17 protein-coding genes are annotated in these 17,161 nt (G+C 67.0%); 5 read left to right on the top strand and 12 right to left on the bottom strand.

The window, feature by feature from the left end:
• Positions 1–157: 157 nt before the first annotated feature.
• From ACSZL9_RS15355 to ACSZL9_RS15380, 6 genes are all read right to left on the bottom strand, one after another.
• Positions 158–2,320, bottom strand: a complete 2,163-nt coding sequence (locus ACSZL9_RS15355; RefSeq protein ID WP_446666388.1) for a 3-hydroxyacyl-CoA dehydrogenase NAD-binding domain-containing protein — start codon at positions 2,318–2,320, stop codon at positions 158–160.
• A 169-nt stretch (positions 2,321–2,489) separates the two neighbouring features.
• Positions 2,490–3,701 carry an acetyl-CoA C-acetyltransferase gene (locus ACSZL9_RS15360; RefSeq protein ID WP_446666389.1) on the bottom strand — a complete coding sequence of 404 codons (1,212 nt, stop codon included), beginning with the start codon at positions 3,699–3,701 and terminating at the stop codon, positions 2,490–2,492.
• Positions 3,702–3,741: 40 nt separating this feature from the next.
• On the bottom strand, positions 3,742–4,890 hold the full coding sequence (locus ACSZL9_RS15365; RefSeq protein ID WP_446666390.1) for an acyl-CoA dehydrogenase family protein: 1,149 nt from the start codon (positions 4,888–4,890) through the stop codon (positions 3,742–3,744).
• A gap of 156 nt (positions 4,891–5,046) precedes the next feature.
• Positions 5,047–5,463 (bottom strand): cupin domain-containing protein, encoded by a 417-nt coding sequence (locus tag ACSZL9_RS15370; protein WP_446666391.1) that lies wholly within the window; start codon positions 5,461–5,463, stop codon positions 5,047–5,049.
• Positions 5,464–5,473: 10 nt separating this feature from the next.
• Positions 5,474–6,307 (bottom strand): phosphoenolpyruvate hydrolase family protein, encoded by an 834-nt coding sequence (locus tag ACSZL9_RS15375; protein ID WP_446666392.1) that lies wholly within the window; start codon positions 6,305–6,307, stop codon positions 5,474–5,476.
• 25 nt (positions 6,308–6,332) lie between these two features.
• Positions 6,333–7,553, bottom strand: coding sequence for a Tm-1-like ATP-binding domain-containing protein (locus tag ACSZL9_RS15380; protein ID WP_446666393.1), 1,221 nt, complete (start codon positions 7,551–7,553; stop codon positions 6,333–6,335).
• A 236-nt stretch (positions 7,554–7,789) separates the two neighbouring features.
• Here ACSZL9_RS15380 and ACSZL9_RS15385 point away from each other — a divergent pair, with 236 nt between their 5' ends.
• Positions 7,790–8,659 (top strand): hypothetical protein, encoded by an 870-nt coding sequence (locus ACSZL9_RS15385; protein WP_446666394.1) that lies wholly within the window; start codon positions 7,790–7,792, stop codon positions 8,657–8,659.
• A 20-nt stretch (positions 8,660–8,679) separates the two neighbouring features.
• The gene (locus tag ACSZL9_RS15390; protein WP_446666395.1) at positions 8,680–9,399 is read left to right on the top strand and encodes a class F sortase; all 720 of its coding nucleotides are present in this window, start codon (positions 8,680–8,682) and stop codon (positions 9,397–9,399) included.
• Here the strand turns inward: ACSZL9_RS15390 and ACSZL9_RS15395 are convergent.
• Both ACSZL9_RS15395 and ACSZL9_RS15400 read right to left on the bottom strand, forming a co-directional pair.
• The gene (locus ACSZL9_RS15395) at positions 9,366–10,163 is read right to left on the bottom strand and encodes an alpha/beta fold hydrolase (RefSeq protein ID WP_446666396.1); all 798 of its coding nucleotides are present in this window, start codon (positions 10,161–10,163) and stop codon (positions 9,366–9,368) included. The two genes, ACSZL9_RS15390 and ACSZL9_RS15395, sit on opposite strands and share 34 nt — an antisense overlap.
• Positions 10,163–10,774, bottom strand: a complete 612-nt coding sequence (locus ACSZL9_RS15400; RefSeq protein ID WP_446666397.1) for a DUF2867 domain-containing protein — start codon at positions 10,772–10,774, stop codon at positions 10,163–10,165. The genes ACSZL9_RS15395 and ACSZL9_RS15400 overlap by 1 nt, the downstream gene beginning before the upstream one ends.
• Before the next feature lie 171 nt (positions 10,775–10,945).
• Here ACSZL9_RS15400 and ACSZL9_RS15405 point away from each other — a divergent pair, with 171 nt between their 5' ends.
• Positions 10,946–11,593, top strand: a complete 648-nt coding sequence (locus tag ACSZL9_RS15405; RefSeq protein WP_446666398.1) for a hypothetical protein — start codon at positions 10,946–10,948, stop codon at positions 11,591–11,593.
• A gap of 16 nt (positions 11,594–11,609) precedes the next feature.
• Here the strand turns inward: ACSZL9_RS15405 and ACSZL9_RS15410 are convergent, their stop codons facing one another.
• Complete coding sequence (locus ACSZL9_RS15410; protein ID WP_446666399.1) at positions 11,610–12,398, bottom strand: maleylpyruvate isomerase family mycothiol-dependent enzyme; 789 nt, start codon at positions 12,396–12,398, stop codon at positions 11,610–11,612.
• Positions 12,399–12,488: 90 nt separating this feature from the next.
• On the opposite strand from ACSZL9_RS15410, the gene ACSZL9_RS15415 reads away from it, so the two are divergent.
• On the top strand, positions 12,489–13,232 hold the full coding sequence (locus tag ACSZL9_RS15415) for an aspartate/glutamate racemase family protein (protein ID WP_446666400.1): 744 nt from the start codon (positions 12,489–12,491) through the stop codon (positions 13,230–13,232).
• Here the strand turns inward: ACSZL9_RS15415 and ACSZL9_RS15420 are convergent.
• Entirely contained in the window at positions 13,223–14,395 is a 1,173-nt protein-coding gene (locus tag ACSZL9_RS15420) for an epoxide hydrolase family protein (protein ID WP_446666401.1), read from the bottom strand. The two genes, ACSZL9_RS15415 and ACSZL9_RS15420, sit on opposite strands and share 10 nt — an antisense overlap.
• Positions 14,396–14,533: 138 nt before the next feature.
• On the opposite strand from ACSZL9_RS15420, the gene ACSZL9_RS15425 reads away from it, so the two are divergent.
• Complete coding sequence (locus ACSZL9_RS15425; protein WP_446666402.1) at positions 14,534–15,106, top strand: CGNR zinc finger domain-containing protein; 573 nt, start codon at positions 14,534–14,536, stop codon at positions 15,104–15,106.
• 29 nt (positions 15,107–15,135) lie between these two features.
• On the opposite strand, the gene ACSZL9_RS15430 is transcribed toward ACSZL9_RS15425, so the two are convergent.
• Positions 15,136–16,530, bottom strand: a complete 1,395-nt coding sequence (locus ACSZL9_RS15430; RefSeq protein ID WP_446666403.1) for a nucleobase:cation symporter-2 family protein — start codon at positions 16,528–16,530, stop codon at positions 15,136–15,138.
• Complete coding sequence (locus ACSZL9_RS15435) at positions 16,527–17,156, bottom strand: glutathione S-transferase family protein (protein ID WP_446666404.1); 630 nt, start codon at positions 17,154–17,156, stop codon at positions 16,527–16,529. Before ACSZL9_RS15435 ends, ACSZL9_RS15430 begins: the two co-directional genes overlap by 4 nt.
• Between the last annotated feature and the right edge of the window lie 5 nt (positions 17,157–17,161).

Consider the following 17,161-nt stretch of genomic DNA (forward strand, 5'->3'; position numbering starts at 1 on the left):
CGAAGGTGCCGGCGGCATACCACCACGAGGTGATTCGGGCTCGAACGCCGAATGACGGCCTCCCCGTCGAGTGACGGTCAGATGGGACCGTCACTCGGCGAGGAAGCCGTCATTCGCGATGGAGGGGCTGGGGGTGGACCGGGTCCCAAGCGGTCGGTCAGTAGGTCTCGCCGGCCTCCGCCTTGGCCACCAGCGACGCGGGCGGAGTGAACTGCGGGCCGTAGCGATCCGCGAGTTCACGGGCGCGGGCGACGAAGCCGGACAGGCCGCCGTCGTACCCGTTCATGTACTGCACGACGCCACCCGTCCAGCCTGGGAAGCCGATGCCGAGGATCGAGCCGATGTTGGCGTCCTCGACCGAGCGCAGCACGCCCTCGTCGAAACACTTGACCGTCTCGAGCGCCTCGGCGAAGAGCATCCGCTCCTTCATGTCCTCGAACGGCAACTCCTTGTCACCGCCGAAGTTCTCGACCAGCCCCGGCCACAGGCCGGTGCGCTTGCCGTCGGCGTAGTCGTAGAAGCCGGCGCCGCCCAGCTTGCCCTTGCGGCCGTCGGCGATGAGCTTGTCGACGATGTCGTATGCCGGGTGGTGGAAGTAGTTCTCGCCCTTGCCGTCGGCGGCCAGGCCTTCCTTGGTCTCCTTCTGGATCTTGCTCATCAGCGTCAGGTTGAGCTCGTCGGCGAGCTGCAGCGGCGCCGCCGGGTAGCCGGCCTGCTGACCTGCCTGCTCGACCGACGCCGGGTGCACGCCCTCGCCGACCATCGCGATCGCTTCGTTCATGAAGGTGCCGATGACGCGGCTGGTGAAGAAGCCGCGGCTGTCGTTGACGACGATCGGGGTCTTCTTGATCTGCTGGGCGATGTCGAATGCCTTCGCCAACGTCGCGTCGGAGGTGTTCTCCCCGGCGATGATCTCCAGCAACGGCATCTTGTCGACCGGCGAAAAGAAGTGCAGCCCGATGAAGTTGTCCTGCTTCTTCACCCCCTCGGCCAGGCCGGTGATCGGCAGCGTCGAGGTGTTGGAGCCCAGCACGGCGTCGGACTCGACGACGTCCTCGATCTCCTGGAAGACCTTGTGCTTCAGGTCGACGCTCTCGAAGACCGCCTCGATGACCAGGTCGCAACTCTTGAGGTCGGTCGCCTCGGTCGTCGGCGTGATGCGCGCGAGTATGGCGTCAGCCTTCTCCTGCGTGGTCTTGCCGCGCGCCACAGCCTTCTCGAAAAGCCCTGCGGAGTAAGCCTTTCCGCGCTCGGCGGCCTCCTGCGAAACGTCCTTGAGGACGACGTCCATGCCGCCGCGTGCGCAGACATAGGCGATGCCGGCACCCATCATGCCGGCACCGAGCACGCCCACCCTCTTGGCGGTGAACTTCGGCTGGTCGGCCGGACGGCTGCCGCCGCCGTTGATGTGCTGCAGGTCGAAGAAGAACGCCTTGATCATGTTCTTCGACACCTGGCCGGTGACCAGCTCGGTGAGGTAGCGGGACTCGATGACCAGCGCGGTGTCGATGTCGACCTGCGCGCCCTCGACGGCCGCGGCGAGGATCGCACGCGGTGCCGGGTAGTTGGCGCCCTTGAGCTGCTTGCGCAGGTTCGCCGGGAAGGCGGGGAGGTTGGCCGCGAAGGCGGGCGTCGACGGAGTGCCGCCGGGAATCTTGAATCCTTTTACGTCCCAAGGCTGCTGGGCCTCAGGGTTTGCCGCGATCCAGGCCTTGGCCGCGGGCAGCAGCTCCTCGACGCTGCCGACGACCTCGTCCACCAGGCCGAGCTCCTTGGCCTTCACCGCCGGGTAGCGGTTGCCCTGCAGGAGGACCTTCATCAGCGCGTCGGCGATGCCGAGCATGCGGACGGTGCGCACAACACCGCCGCCGCCGGGCAGCAGACCGAGGGTGACCTCGGGCAGGCCGACCTGGGCACCCTTCACGTCGGCGATGATCCGGTGGTGGGTCGCGAGCGCGATCTCCAGGCCACCGCCCATGGCGGCGCCGTTGATCGCCGCGACGACCGGCTTGCCGAGGGTCTCCAGCGCGCGCAGCTGTGCCTTGACCTCGGTCGCGCCCTCGAAGAACTCCTGCGCCTGGTCCTTGGTCGTGGCCATCAGGTCGTGCAGGTCGCCGCCGGCGAAGAATGTCTTCTTCGCCGAGGTGATGACGACGCCGGTGATGTCGTCCTTCTCGGCAACGAGGCGGTCGACCGCCGCACGCATCGAGGCGATGTATGCCGCGTTCATCGTGTTGGCGGACTGCGACGGGTCGTCGAGGGTGAGGACGACGACTCCGTCGGCGTCCTTCTCGTAGTTGATCGTGTTCTGCTCAGTCATGAAATGTCCTTGTTGTCAGGCAAAGTCGGTGGTTCGCGTAGCCACAGAAAGCTGGTCGAGTGCCGGAGGAGCGAAGCGGGGGAGGTGTATCGAGACCAGGTGGATGGAAACGACGCTTCGGTCTCGATACGCGGCTCGTTCCTCACCGCTACTCGACCACCTTTCAGCGTCATACGCGCTCGATGAGGGTGGCGACGCCCATGCCGCCGCCGATGCACAGGGTGATGACGGCCGTGTTCAGATCACGCCGCTCGAGCTCGTCGACCATGGTGCCGAGGATCATCGCGCCGGTCGCGCCGAGCGGGTGACCCATGGCGATAGCGCCACCATTGACGTTGAGCTTCTCGTCCGCGAAGCCAATGTCGCGCTGGTACTTCATCGCGACCGAGGCGAACGCCTCGTTGATCTCGAAGAGGTCGACGTCCTTCTCGGTGATGCCCGCCGTGGCGAAGAGCTTCTTAGTCGCCGGTGTCGGACCGGTGAGCATGATCGTCGAGTCGGCACCGCTGGTCGCGGTCGCCACGATGCGAGCACGCGGGGTCAAACCCAGGTCCTTGCCGACCTGCTCGGACCCGACGAGCACCAGCGCGGCGCCGTCGACGATGCCGGACGAATTCGCAGCGGTGTGAACGTGATTGATCCGCTCGACGTTGTGATATTTCTGCAGCGCGACGGCGTCGAAGCCGCCCGCCTCACCCATCGCGGCAAAGGACGGCTTGAGCGCGCCGAGCGACTCCACCGTGGACTCCGGCCGCATGTGCTCGTCGTGGTCGAGCACGACGATGCCGTTCTGGTCGACCACCGGGACGATCGACTTGGCGAAATATCCGTTGGCCCAGGCCTTGGCCGCCGCTTGCTGCGAGCGCACGGCGAACCCGTCGACGTCCTCGCGGCTGAAGCCCTCGATGGTGGCGATCAGGTCGGCGCCGATGCCCTGCGGCACGAAGTGGGTGTCGTAGTTGGTCGCCGGGTCCATCGCCCACGCGCCGCCATCGGAGCCGATCGGCACTCGCGACATCGACTCGACACCGCCGCCGATGACCAGGTGGTCCCAGCCGGAGCGGACCTTCTGGGCTGCGGTGTTGACCGACTCCAGGCCGGAGGCGCAGAAGCGGTTGAGCTGCACACCGGCGACGGTGTCGGGCAGGCCGGCGGCCAGCGCCGCGGTCCGGGCGATGTCGGAGCCCTGGTCACCGATCGGTGAGACGACGCCGAGCACGATGTCGTCGATCCGGTCGACCTCCAGGGTCGGGTTGCGCTTGCGCAGCTCGTCGATCAGGCCGACGACCAGGTCGACCGGCTTGGTGCCGTGCAGCGACCCGCCGCGGTTGCGACCGCGCGGGGTGCGGATCGCGTCATACACGAATGCTTCGGTGCTCATGGGAGCAGTCCTTTCGAATCATCAATGGAATCAAGCAAGTTCACAGGCTTCGGGCGATGAGTTCCTTCATCACCTCGTTGGCGCCGGCCAGGATCCGCAGCACGCGCACGTCGGTGTAGACGTGCGAGATCGGGTATTCGTCCATGTAGCCGTATCCGCCGAAGAGTTGCAGGCAGCGGTCTGCGACCTCGGTGGCGCGGTCGCTGATCCAGTACTTCGCCATGGACGCCTCGGCGGCATCGAGCTCACCGGCTACGTGCTTCTCGATGCACTGGTCGAGGAAGGCCCGCGCGACGCGGGAGATCGTCTCGCACTCGGCGAGCTCGAACCGGGTGTTCTGCATGGCGAAGAGCGGCTTGCCGAAGGCCTTCCGCTCTTTGGTGTAGTCCACCGCCAGCTTGACCGCTGTCTCGATCGACGCCTGCGCGATGACGGCGGTGATCAGCCGCTCCTGGGGCAGCTGCTCCATCAGCTGGTAGAAGCCCTGCCCTTCCTTCGGGCCGAGCAGGTTCGCCGCCGGGACGCGCAGGTCGTCGAAGAAGAGCTCCGCGGTGTCCTGGCCCTTCTGCCCCATCTTGTGCAGGATCCGGCCACGCTGGAATCCCGTTGTGTCGTCTGCGACTTCGGCGACGATGAGCGAGATGCCGGCCGCGCCGTCCTCCTCGCCGGTCCGGGCCACGATCACCAACAGCGAGCAGACGTGCCCGTTGGAGATGAAGATCTTGGACCCGTTGATGACGTAGTCGTCCCCGTCCCGTGCAGCGCGGGTCGTGATCGCTTGCAGGTCCGAGCCGGTGCCCGGCTCCGTCATACCGATCGCGGCGACCCACTCCCCGGAAGCGAGCTTGGGCAGCCAGCGCGCCTTCTGCTCGTCCGTGCCGTATGCCGCGATGTAGTGCGACACGATCCCGGCGTGCACGGCGAAGCCCATGCTCGTGTCACCGGCGCGCACCTGCTCCTCGATCAGCGTGGCTTCGTGCGCGAAAGTGCCTCCGCCGCCACCGAATTCGTCCGGAAGTGACATACCGAGCAGGCCCAGCTCACCGGCCTTGACATAGAGGGCGGGGTCCGGGTGGCCCTGCGCGAGGTGCTTGTCCCGGCAGGGCAGCACCTCCTTGGCGAAGTAGGTCGCCGCCAGTTCGCGGACCGCCTCGGTCTCGCCGTCGCTCCAACGCGGTCGTACGGGCACAACAACCTCCAAGCGGTCAACAGGTTACCGACGAGTATCGGCACGCTGTTGACAGGCTGTCAACGAACATCGACGAGGGCATCGCCGGCGACCCGGAGGTGGAGCGGATCCAGGCCTCGGACATGGTGCGCCGCCGGGCGTGAGTCGGACGTCCGGTCAGTCGACCCGCTCCCAAACGGGCGCCGTGCCCGGCTCGAGCACCTGATAGTCCGGCGCTCCGCGCAGCGCCGCCTCGGCACCGGCGGGGTTGTAGATCGCGATCAACCGCAACTGCCGCCATCCGGTGTTGAAGGTCGAGTGCTCGGTGCCCCGCGGGATGTAGACGCTGTCGCCCGCCTTCACGGCGAATTCGCCTGAGTCACCGACAGTTTGCACGCCTTCGCCCTCGATGACGTGCAGCACTTCGTCGGACTCCGGGTGCGTGTGGATGTCGTGGCCCTTGGTCGGGTTGATCACCACTTCTCCGACGGTGATCGAGGCACCGGGGACGGTGTCGGCGGTCACGCCCCACTTGATCGAACCCCAGTCGAAGGTCTCCGTGCGCAGCTCGTCCTGGGTCGTGTGTGTCGTCATACGCCTGCTCCTACTCGTTGCTGCCGAACGTGACGGCCTTGAACTTCTCGGTCTGCTCTCGTATGGCGACCTCGGTGGGCAGCCGCTCGATCGAGCTGGCGCCGAAGAATCCCACGACGCCGTCCGTGCGCTCCAGCACGTATTGGGCGTCCGCCGGCTCGGCGATGGGCCCGCCGTGGCAGAGCACCATCACGTCCGGGTTGACCTCGACAGCCGCGTCGCGCATCGCCTGGACCCGGTCGACACACTCGTCCAGGGTGAGAGCCGTGTCGGCGCCGATGGATCCCTTGGTGGTCAGCCCCATGTGCGGCACGAGCACATCAGCACCGGCATCGGCCATCGCACGCGCCTGGTCGGTGTCGAAAACGTATGGCGTGGTGAGCAATTCGCGCTCGTGCGCGGCCCGGATCATGTCGACCTCGAGGTCGAAGCCCATCCCGGTCTCCTCCAGGTTGGCGCGGAAGGTCCCGTCGATGAGTCCGACGGTCGGGAAATTCTGCACCCCGGCGAACCCGGCGGCCTTGACCTCGTCGAGGAAGCGGCCCATGACGCGGAAGGGATCAGTGCCGTTCACCCCGGCCAGGACCGGTGTGTCATGCACGACCGGGAGCACCTCGTCGGCCATCTCCATCACGATGGCATTCGCGTCGCCATACGCCAAAAGGCCTGCGAGAGAGCCGCGTCCGGCCATCCGATAGCGGCCGGAGTTGTAGATGATCAGCAGGTCGATGCCGCCGGCTTCGGCCGATTTGGCGGAGATGCCGGTGCCGGCGCCTCCGCCGATGACGGGCCGGCCGGAGGCTGCGGTCTCGCGCAGTCGGGTGAGTGCGGTGTTGCGGTCCATGTGGGTCTCCTTGCGGGCTCAGCGGTCAGTGCGCTGCGGTGATCAGTGCGTGCAGACGTCGGGCGGCGTCACGTCCGAAGCCCTCGTCGTTGAGGTGTTGGTCGATCTCGATGACCTCGACGGCATCCCCCACTGCCGTGCGGACTGCGTCGAAAAGTGCTGTGTCTGCTTCGGGTTCGTGGAACGGCCCACCGTCGACGTCGATGCCGCTCACCCCGCGCAGCGGGATCAGCAGGGTGGTCGGACCGGTCGCTGCAGCCAGCTTGGCGCCGATGCGGCGACCCAGCTCGGTGTTCTCCTCGGGCGTGGTCCGCATCAAGGTGACGGTCGGGTTGTGGACCACGAAGGTGCGGTCGTCGAAGCGCTCAGGCACCAGCTCGCGTGGCCCGAAGTTGACCATGTCGAGTGCTCCGAGAGAGACGACCTGCGGGATGCCTGCGGCTCCGGCGGCCTCCAGGCGACGTGGGCCGGCGCTGAGCACACCGCCGACCAGGTCGTCGGCGAGCTCCGTTGTGGTCAGGTCGAGCACGCCGGCCAGCCGGCCGTCGGTGGCGAGCTTCTCCATCGCCCGGCCGCCGGCGCCGGTGGCGTGGAAGACCAGCGGCTCGTAGCCGAGGTCGACCAGCTCCGCACGCGCCTCGTCCACGGCAGGCGTGGTCAGGCCGAACATGCTCAGCCCGATCAGCGGCTTGTGCTCGCCGTCCGGCGCGTTGCGGCGGGTCTCCTCCGCTTTCGCCATACCCGCGATGGCCGCAGCGGCGTTGCCGAAGACCTGCGCGGACACCGAGTTGATCCCGGCGACGTCGACAACGGAATACATCATGGTGACGTCGGATTCGCCGACGTATGGCGCAACGTCGCCGGCCGCCATCGTCGACACGAGGAGCTTCGGCACTCCGACCGGCAACGCCCGCATGGCGCGGGAGGCGACCGACGATCCGCCGGAGCCGCCGAGCGCGAGGACGCCGTCGACCTTTCCCTCGTCGAAGAGACGCAGCAGGACGTTCGCCGCACCGTCGGCCATCGCATCCATCGCGGCGCCACGGTCGTTGCTCTCCTTCAACTGGGCGAGGTCGTGTCCTGCTGCGGCTGCGACTTCTGCCGGAGTGACATCCGCATCGGCGTCGGAGAAGGTGCCGACGTCGAGCCGCGTCACGTGTGCACCGTGGCCGCGGACCTGCTCGGCCAGCCAGGCATATTCGTCGCGCTTGGTGTCCATCGTGCCGATCAGGACCACGGTCGCCATGTCACGTCCTCCTCGGAGTCGTCGCCGCTACCGGCAGTCTGGCATCTCCGGAGGGTTCTGGCCCGGGAGTCGGCGCGACTGCGCGAAAACATGTGCTTCTCTTACCAATCCGCCTGCCCGACTGTGCCGAATCACTCATGTTCGTCGGCTCTGCGGGCTTCCTTCGGTGTCCGGTGCGCGACGAATTGTCGGCGGAGCAACTGCCCTGTCGTCGTCCGAGGAAAGGGAAGCTAGTCATGCAAACGAAGAAGAAGCTGATGCTGTCGGCGGTTCCGGCACTGGCGTGTGTCACCGCGCTGGGCGTGGGGGCACCGGCCGCGCATGCCGCGGGCGATTCCGGTGACACGACCTACCAGGCGAAGCTGGCGCCGGTGGCGCTGAACACTCCGTCCGACGCTGCCTCGGGGAGCGTGTGGTTGACGCTGAAGGGCGACCAATTGACCGTCAACGAGAAGGTTTCCGGCCTGGCCACGAACCTCCCGAAGGACAAGAAGACGCTGGACGCGCTCGGCATACCGACATCGTTCGCGGGCGCGCCCTTCCCGCACGTGCAGCACATCCACATCAACGGCGGGGACTCCTGCCCGACGGCTTCGGCGGACAAGAACGGTGACGGCGTGATCAGCACCGTCGAGGGGCAGCCTGCCTACGGCAAGATCGGCACCACCTTCTCGACGAAGGGTGCGACCGACGCCTCGACAGCCACCGACGTGACCAAGGCTCCCGGTGGTGGCAGCTACACCTACAAGCGCACCTTCACCGTCAATGCCGACACGATGACGGCGTTGAAGAACCGGAAGGCGGTCGTCGTGGTGCACGGACTCAACCCGACAACCGCACCGAAGGCGTCGCTGAGCACGCCCAACTCGCTCGGCGTGACGCTGCCCGGTGCGAGCAAGAAGCTCGCGCTGATCGGCACTGCTCCGGCGTTGTGCGGCAAGTTGGAGCAGTCCCAGATGAACACGATGCCCTCCGGTGGAGTCTCGACCGGTGGCGGCTCGACCTCCGGCACCCAGGACATGGGCCTGTTCTACGGCGCCGGCGCACTGGTGCTCGGTGCCGGAGCGGTGCTCGCGATGCGTCGCCGGTTCGGCAAGCAGCACTGACCCGTCCTGACTGAATCACTATGGGTGACAACATGTTCGGCCACCACGGTCGCCGTATGGCGGCCGTGGTGGCCGGCGTGCTCGCCCTCGCCGCCGTGGTGCTGGTCGTCATCGGCATCCGGGGCCAGGAGCACGCCGCGACACCGCCCGCCTCCGCGGCACACACCGCCGCAGAGGGTGATCTGCCCGCTCCCAGCACGAAGGCGCCACCGTCCCAAAGCACGACACCGTCCCCGGACGCGAAGCCGTCCACCGTCGGCAAGGTCCTCAAACGTTCCAGGCCGACGGCGCTGACCATCCCGGCGATCGATATCGAGCACTCCCACCTGGCGGCATACGGCACCGATGCGCACGGTGCAATCGACGTGCCGCCGGCAACCGGCGGAGTGCCGGCCGGCTGGTACACCGGATCACCCACCCCCGGTCAACTCGGGCCGTCCGTGATCGTCGGGCACACCGATGCGGCCAAGGACGGGCGATCCATCTTCTTCCGCCTCGGCGAACTACGTCCCGGTGACAAGATCCGGGTCGCCCGAGCTGACCACACCGTCGCGACGTTCCGGGTCGACAGCCTCGAGCACTACCCCAAGGCGAAGTTCCCGACCTCCACGGTCTACGGCAACATCAACCACGCCGGACTGCGACTGATTTCGTGCATCGGCAAATTCGACAGGACCACCGGCCACTACCTCGACAACATCGTGGTCTACGCGCACCTGGTCACGAGCCACCGCGGATGACTCGCGAAGTCAGCAATGAACGCTGCCGTGGTCTCTGGGTCGTCGAACATCGGCGTGTGACCGGAGTCGGCGACGATGTCGATCCGCACACCCGGGACACTGCGATAGTCCTCGACCTTCGCCGGACGTCGGCGCTGCTCGTGGCCGCCGAAGATCACCTGCACCGGAAGTGGCAACCGAGCCAGTCGCTCGGGCACCGTTCTCGCACACATGAATTCGAACCCTGCGGCGTATGTCGCGACGCAGGTGTGGTGGTCGACCCGCAGCGAGGCGGCCACGATCCGGTCGAGGTCTGCGGCCTCGGTCTTGATCGAAGCGCGCAGCGCGGCACGAGCGAGCGGCTCGAGGCGCAGGCGCCATACCAGCGGGCCGAGGACGGGAGCAGCGAGCAGCCGACTGTTCGCGCGTTCGCCGGCGATCGACTCGGCGCTCGGCGGCGTGCCGATGAGACTGACGGCGCGGACCAAACCCGGAGCCTGCTGGGCCAGGGCCGTCGCGACCAGACCGCCGAACGAGTGCCCCACCACGATCGCACGCGACACCCCGATGCGGTCGAGGGCGTCGGCGACCCGATCCGCTTGTGCCGCAACGCCATACCCGCTGTATGGCGCGGTCGACCCGCCGTGTCCCAGCAGGTCGATCCGCACCACGCGCCACTCGGCGAAGGCGGGCAGCACCGGATCCCACCACGCCGTCGAGCCGATGAGTCCGTGCAAGAAGACGATCGGCTGCCCGTCGACGCGGCCGGATTCGACGACGTGCATCAGGCGGCACTGCCCGGCGTATTGGCCAGCAGGTCGGCGCGGTCGCGCCACGCGCGCTCCCATCGCCGGGTCAGCAGCGGATAGACGATGAGTCGCCGAATCGGTTTGATGGCAGTCATATACAGCTTCCCGAGTCGCCCGTTCGGCTTGACGAGCGCAGCCATCCGCAGCTCGTAGTCGCCGTCCTCGCCCTGCACCCAGCCGAGGTGGCAGATCGTGTGGACGGTCTTGTTGGCCAACTCCTCGGCGCACTCGTCCGACAGTTCATAGACGGGAGTGAAGGGGATGTTGGGGTCGTCCGATTGCACGGCTTCGCGCAGGTCGTCGGGCAGGCGATCACGCAGCGAATCCACCCGCCCACCAATGGATTCCGAGGGGCTGTCCCACTTCAACAGCGCACCCAGCTTCCACCGTATGTCGAACAGCACCCGCGTCACCGGGTCCTGCTGATCGTGCCGGTTGGTCGCGCGCATCGCAGCCCGCATCAGCGGGAAGTCGTCGGGACCGGCGCCGCGTGTGCGGTAGCGCCATACATCCTCGACCTCGAAGTCCTTGGTGAACTCGTGGATGCGCCATGGCTGCGCACGGTGCTCTGCGGTCGAAATCTGCACGGGTTGTCCCCTTCGTCATCGGTTTCCGGTTGGTAGCCATGACGATTCCGTGCTCGCCGTGCGACGACATCCCCCAATGGAGCGAATTGAATCACTCTGCAGGGTGAAGCGGTCCGGCCCGGACCGGAGTTTGCTGGGTGACCTGACCAGTAGTCCCTGAAATGAGTTGTCATGTCCACTGAATGCGACAGGTCCACCGTGACCGTCCTCGACACCGGCCCCGTGCGGCGGGTGCGCGGCGCGTGGAGTTATGCCCACGATCCCGTGCCTGGGGCGCCGCGTTGGACGCGCCGGGCTGCTGTCGCGGTCATCCTCGCGGTGCTTCCGTCGAGCCTGTGGCGCATCGCGCTGTGCACCCTCCACCTGCCGATCGGCCGCGGTGACCTGGGGCATGGCGCCGCGGCAGGCAGCATCGGCTCCGGAGTGCCCGGGCTGCCGCTCGAGGTGTATGTCGTGCTGCTGTCGGTCGTGTCGGAGCTGGTGGCGTTCACCGCGTTCGGTCTGATCGCGGGGTGGGGCGAGGTGTTCCCGCGCTGGATCCCGCTGCTGCGTCGCCGCCGGGTGCCGACGCTGTTCGCGGTCGTGCCGGCCGTCGTCGGCGCCACGATCCTGACGGTCGTATGCACCTGGACCGCGATCAGCTTCTCGCTGGGACGCCGGGTCGACGGCAGCAAGCAGACGGATACTCCCCCGGTCAGCTTCGACGACTGGCAGGGTGTGCTCGGCTTCCTGGCCTACGGGCCGCTGCTGCTGTGGGGTCCGTTGCTCGGCGCCCTGGCCGTCAGCTATTGGCGCCGGCGGCGGCATACAACCAACTGACGGTCAGGCGTGGTGCTCAGAAGCCGGGGAAGACCTCACGCAGTTGGTCGAGAGTGACATTGCCGGTCACCACCACGTCGACCGGGGTGTGGATCGGTCCGAGCCGGCCGGCGGTCAGCCGCAGCGCGGCCTCGGTCGGACCCTCGAATGTCGCTGTGCCGCCGTCGGTTTCGGTCGCCAGACTGACTGTGTCGTCGATGACGACGGCATACCCTGTCTCACCGACGGTCAGGACCACACGGTCCTGGACACGGTCGGCCTTGCCCGCGAAACCGAGCAACATGGCCAGGTCACCCGAGAGATGCTCGAGAAGTGCGGACGCACTGTCGTCGAGGAGTCCCGCGCCACGATCGCCGGCGACGCGCACGTCCCAGCTGTGATGGGATGCCTCGTTGAGTCGCAGCCCGGCAAACGTCGCGACGCTGACCGGCGCGTGGAGGAAGCCGAGCGACACCGTGAGCGACGAATGCTGCTCCGGCGTCAGGCTTTCCAGCGCTTCGACCAGTCGGGCGTCGTGCTCGAGGAAGCCGGCGCGTTGCTCGTCGGGCGTCATCGCGTCCCAGCGCTCCCACACCTTCCGGTTGAAGTCGTCGCCCGGGGCGTCGCCGTCACCCAGTGCCGCCCGCAGGCCGGCGAGGGTGATCTCCGAGCCGCTGCCCAGGTGTGAGAGCACCTGGGCGACTGGCCACTCGCTCGCGCCGGATGGCCCGGACAGCTGGTCGTCGGTCAATTTGGACGCGATGTTGGCGAGTGTGTCGTGCTCCTGGCGAAGCGCATCAATGGTCCGTATGGCGAGAGAAGTCATATGAGTGGCAACCAGAATCGTCCGCTCGATGTTCCGGAGCCTGCGTCCGGGAGGGCTCGCGTATGCCGCGCCGAGCACATAATGAATTGCATGCCGAAGAAGATGGATGCGCCCGCCGTGACAACCGGTGCGCAGCGGGTGATCGGAATGCTGGGCGGGATGAGCTGGGAGTCCAGCGCGCAGTATTACAAGCTGGCCAACGAGCTGGTCCGGGAACGACTCGGCGGTCTGCACTCGGCCCGAATCGTGTTGTCCTCAGTCGATTTCGCCGAGGTGGAGGCACTGCAGGTCGGCGGTCGGTGGGACGAAGCGGGCGACCTGCTGGCCGAGGCTGCCAGGGGGCTGGAAGCGGCCGGGGCCGAACTCCTGCTCATCTGCACCAACACCATGCACAAGGTCGCCGAGCAGGTCCAGGCTGCGATCGGCATTCCGCTGCACCTGGGTGACGCGACCGCGCAGGCGGTGACGCACGCGGGGATCACATCGGTCGGCCTGCTGGGGACCGCGTTCACGATGGAGCAGGACTTCTACCGCGAGCGACTTGCAAGCCATGGTCTCCAGGTGCTCGTTCCCGGGCCCGCAGATCGAGCCGAGGTGCACCGCATCACCTATGACGAGCTCTGCGTGGGCGTGGTCAGGGAAGAGTCCCGGCAGGCGTACCGCGAGATCATTGGCCGCCTGGTCCAAGCCGGCGCCGAGGGCGTCATACTCGGCTGCACCGAGATCGAGCTACTGATCTCGGCAACCGACAGTCCGGTGCCCGTCTTCCCCACCACACGTCTGCACGTCGAAGCCGCGGTGGACGCTGCATTGCCCAGAGGCTCTCACTCCTGAGTGGCCAGCACGGCGGCAAGTCCCTCACGCACATCATGGACGAAGAAGTCCGGCACCTCCAGCGACGGGAAGTGCCCGCCCGCGTCCGGCTCGCTCCAGCGGACGATCCGGCGGAACCGCTGCTCCGCCCACGGCCGCGGATACTTCTCAATGTCCTTGGGATACATAGTGATTGCCGCAGGCACATCGACCCGAAGGTCGGGGTCCAGGGAGTTGTGGCTCTCGTAGTAGATGCGCGCGGCTGATGCGCCGGTGCGCGTCAGCCAATAGAGCGTGACGTCGTCCAGGATGCGGTCTCGGGAGATCCGCTCGAACGGGCTGTCCTGACTGTCCGACCACTCGGCGAACTTGTCCAGGATCCAGGCAAGGAGGCCGACCGGTGAATCGACGAGTGAGTAGCCGATGGTCTGTGGCCGGGTCGCCTGTTGCTTCGCGTATGCCGCCCGGTGGTGCCAGAAGTCGTGCGTCTCCTCGGCCCACCGACGCTCCTCCGCGGTCAGCCCGTCCGTCGTGAGTCCGGGCGGTCCCTCAGCGAACGTGGTGTGTATGCCGAGCACGCGTTGCGGGAACCTGCCTGCCAGCACCGTGGTGATGTTGCCGCCCCAGTCTCCGCCCTGGGCCAGGAACTTCTCGTAGCCGAGCCTGCCCATCAGCTCGACCCAGGCGGCCGCGATCCTCTCGGTGCCCCACCCGGTGCTGGCCGGCTTGTCGCTGTAGCCGAAGCCGGGGAGCGACGGAATCACGACGTGGAACGCCGTCGCGTCGGCGTCCGCGGGATTCGCCAATTCGTCTGCGACGTCGACGAATTCGGTGATGCTTCCCGGCCAGCCGTGCGTCATGATCAGCGGAGTCGCATCCGCGCGCGTGGACCTGCGGTGCAGGAAGTGGATCCCGAGTCCGTCGATCGCCGTGCGGAACTGTCCGAGTTGGTTCAAGCGCGCTTCGAAGGACCGCCAGTCGTAACCGGTACGCCAGTAGTTCACGACGTCGACGAGGTCGGCGAGCGGAACACCCTGGTCCCACCGGCGCGGCCCGGCCGGGGCGCCATACACGGTCTCGCGCTCCGGCAGGCGCGCCGCGGAGAGTCGGGCGTGCAGTTCGTCGAGGTCGGCATCGGTCGCATGCGCTTCGAAGGGTTGGACTTCCTCGATCGGGCTGGTCATCGCAGCTCCACTTCCATGCGGGTTAGTAGGTCTGGGGAGCGAAGCGGAGGAGACCGCATCGAAACCCCGTGATCAAGAACCATCTAAGACGGTTCTACCACCGCAGTCGACACCGTCGCAACCGGCTAAGGTGGTTCCATGCCTGCTGACTTCCCCGACTTCCGACTCGGCAGCGTGCTCGCGACGAGCTTCACCGCGACTCTGACGGAGCGTGAGGGCGAGCCCGTCGAGCGCATCCCGACACCGCAACGACTCGTCGATTGGCTGGCGGTGTGGGGTCTTGATGCGCAGTCGTGCACAGAGGCCCAGCTGAAGGGTGCACGCAAGCTCCGGGAGGCGATCCACGCCGCCGCGACGGCGGCCGCGATCGGGGACGCGCTGCCGAAGAACGCCATACGAATCATCAATGATTGCAATGCTGCTGGCCGGGCTGCAGCCGCCCTGACCCTCGACGGCGAGCGCGTATGGCGACTTCCGGACTCGAGCGTCGAAGATGCCCTCGGCGTGATCGCCGCCGACGCGATCAACATCATCTCGGGCGAGCGCGACGGACGACTCGCGTTGTGCGCCTCACCCACCTGCCGAGCCGCGTTCTTCGACACCAGCCAGAGCCGGACTCGCAAGTGGTGCGACATGGGCACTTGCGGAAATCGTCAGAAGAAGGCGCGCTTCAACGCGAACCACCGCACGAAGCACAGTCCAGCGAGGTGACGAGCGGCCAGTCCCCCGATGCTCCCGGGCTATCTATCTCCGGACAGCGCCGGCAGCGGTTCCTCGCCGCCGTCGGCAGGCGCCGAGTCGACCTGCTTCTTACCGCGGCCGAGGTGGTGAAAGATCAGGTTCAGCCCGATGGCGGTGACGGCTCCAGCCGTGATGCCACTGCCCAGGATGTTCCCCGCCCATTCCGGCACGGCATCCTTCACGTCCGGCTGGGTGGTCACGTAGACGCCGATCCCGATGCTCGCGGCAACGATCATCGAGTTGCGGTGGTCGTTGAAGTCGACCTTGCCGAGGATCTCGATCCCGACGACGGTCACCATGGCAAACATCGCCAGGGACGCTCCGCCCAGCACCGGTGCCGGAATGGCGGTGATGACGGCAGCAAACTTCGGAAACACTCCGAGCAGCATCATGATGACGCCCGCTGCGGCGATGACCCACCGGCTCTTGACCCGGGTGAGTCGCACCAGGCCGACATTCTCACTGAAGCAGGTGTAGGGGAAGGAATTGAGCACTCCGCCGACGGCGACCGACAGTCCGTCGGCCCTCATGGCTCGACTGATGTCGTCCTCCTTCACCCGCCGGTCGACGATCTCCGAAACCGCGAACACCGCTCCGGTGGTCTCGATGGCAGTGATCACGATGACGAACATCATGGTGATCACGGGTCCGACCGAGAAGTGTGGCGCCCCGAACTGGAACGGTCCGGCGACGCCAACAACGCTCGCCTTCCCGACCTCGGAGAAATTCGTGTCGCCGAGCACCCACGCCACGCCCGTGCCGATCACGAGCGCGAGCAGCACCCCGATCGTCGACAAGAACTTCTTCGACACCTTCTGGATGAGCACGATGAACGCCAAGGTCCCGAGCGCGTAGGCCAAGTTCTTGGTGCTGCCCGGGTCGAGCCCAGGGCCCTCGCCGCCGGCCGCAGTCGTCGCGGCCACAGGAAGGAGTGCGAGACCGATGATCGTGAGGACGGATCCGGTCACCACGGGTGGGAAGAAGCGCACGATCTTGCCGAAGAGATGCGCAACCAAAAAGGTGATGATCCCGCAGATGATGATGGCGCCATACACAGTGCGCAGACCCTCGGTGCCGCCGCCGGCGGCCGAGCCGATCGCGATCATGGGAGCGACCGCTGCGAACGCCACTCCCTGCAGCAGGGGGAGCCGGACGCCCACCTTCCAGAAGCCGACCGACTGCACGATCGAGGCGATGCCGCACGTCAACAACGCGGCGCTGATGAGATGCACCAGCTGCGCATTCGTCAGTCCGAGAGCGGAAGCCACGAGGATCGGTATGACGATCGCCCCGCCGGCGAAGAACGCCAGGACGTGCTGGAACCCGTAGACGGCCAGCTTCCCGACCGGAAGCTTCTCGTCGACCGGGTGCCGCTCGGCGGTCTCGGTGCTCATGCCGGACGCTCCTGGGGAGCAGGAAATATCCCAGACATCAATGGCACTCCCGGAGCTCTCTTGACGCGGTCGAACCAGCGCCGCACTGCTGGATAGTCCTGCTGACTGATGCCGCCCTCCTCGCAGAGCACGGCGTCGCCGAAGCAGGCGATGTCGGCGACGGAGAATTCGCCGACGAGGAAGTCGTCACCCTGTTGCTCACCGAACCAGAGGTGGCGGTCCATGAAGCGGAGCAGCCGGTGTGCCTCTGCTTGTGCCCCGTCGACGTCGTCGAGCCGATCGCCGAAGGACTGCTGTCGGCGTGCGGCACCGGCGGTCGCCGACAGGGAGCTGGACAACGCCAGCCAGTCGAGCACCTGCGCCAGCTTTGCGGGTTGTCCGCCTCCCCACAGACGTCGTGACTCGTCGTAGGTCGCACACAGGTAGGTGAGCGCTGCGCCCGAGTCGTGCACCACCGCCGGTGGTGAGCACGCTGGATCGACGAGCACCACGCTCGGTCGGGGCGCGTCCGGGCCGGCGTCGTACTCCTCCAGTGCGATCGACCGGAAGTCGAGCCCGAGGACGTCCAGCAGGACGCGCACCCGGTAGCAGTCGGCGGAGGTCTCGTCGTCATACAGGGTGATCATCGGCG

Source organism: Flexivirga sp. B27 (genome assembly GCF_052905685.1).

Bases quoted from the DNA above. Each gene is read 5' to 3' on its own strand.
- ACSZL9_RS15355 (WP_446666388.1), bottom strand. From the start codon at position 2,320: ATGACTGAGCAGAACACGATCAACTACGAGAAGGACGCCGACGGAGTC.
- ACSZL9_RS15360 (WP_446666389.1), bottom strand. From the start codon at position 3,701: ATGAGCACCGAAGCATTCGTGTATGACGCGATCCGCACCCCGCGCGGT.
- ACSZL9_RS15380 (WP_446666393.1), bottom strand. From the start codon at position 7,553: ATGGCGACCGTGGTCCTGATCGGCACGATGGACACCAAGCGCGACGAA.
- ACSZL9_RS15405 (WP_446666398.1), top strand. From the start codon at position 10,946: ATGTCCACTGAATGCGACAGGTCCACCGTGACCGTCCTCGACACCGGC.
- ACSZL9_RS15395 (WP_446666396.1), bottom strand. From the start codon at position 10,163: ATGCACGTCGTCGAATCCGGCCGCGTCGACGGGCAGCCGATCGTCTTC.
- ACSZL9_RS15435 (WP_446666404.1), bottom strand. From the start codon at position 17,156: ATGATCACCCTGTATGACGACGAGACCTCCGCCGACTGCTACCGGGTG.
- ACSZL9_RS15370 (WP_446666391.1), bottom strand. From the start codon at position 5,463: ATGACGACACACACGACCCAGGACGAGCTGCGCACGGAGACCTTCGAC.
- ACSZL9_RS15375 (WP_446666392.1), bottom strand. From the start codon at position 6,307: ATGGACCGCAACACCGCACTCACCCGACTGCGCGAGACCGCAGCCTCC.
- ACSZL9_RS15430 (WP_446666403.1), bottom strand. From the start codon at position 16,530: ATGAGCACCGAGACCGCCGAGCGGCACCCGGTCGACGAGAAGCTTCCG.
- ACSZL9_RS15415 (WP_446666400.1), top strand. From the start codon at position 12,489: ATGCCGAAGAAGATGGATGCGCCCGCCGTGACAACCGGTGCGCAGCGG.
- ACSZL9_RS15410 (WP_446666399.1), bottom strand. From the start codon at position 12,398: ATGACTTCTCTCGCCATACGGACCATTGATGCGCTTCGCCAGGAGCAC.
- ACSZL9_RS15420 (WP_446666401.1), bottom strand. From the start codon at position 14,395: ATGACCAGCCCGATCGAGGAAGTCCAACCCTTCGAAGCGCATGCGACC.
- ACSZL9_RS15390 (WP_446666395.1), top strand. From the start codon at position 8,680: ATGGGTGACAACATGTTCGGCCACCACGGTCGCCGTATGGCGGCCGTG.
- ACSZL9_RS15425 (WP_446666402.1), top strand. From the start codon at position 14,534: ATGCCTGCTGACTTCCCCGACTTCCGACTCGGCAGCGTGCTCGCGACG.
- ACSZL9_RS15385 (WP_446666394.1), top strand. From the start codon at position 7,790: ATGCAAACGAAGAAGAAGCTGATGCTGTCGGCGGTTCCGGCACTGGCG.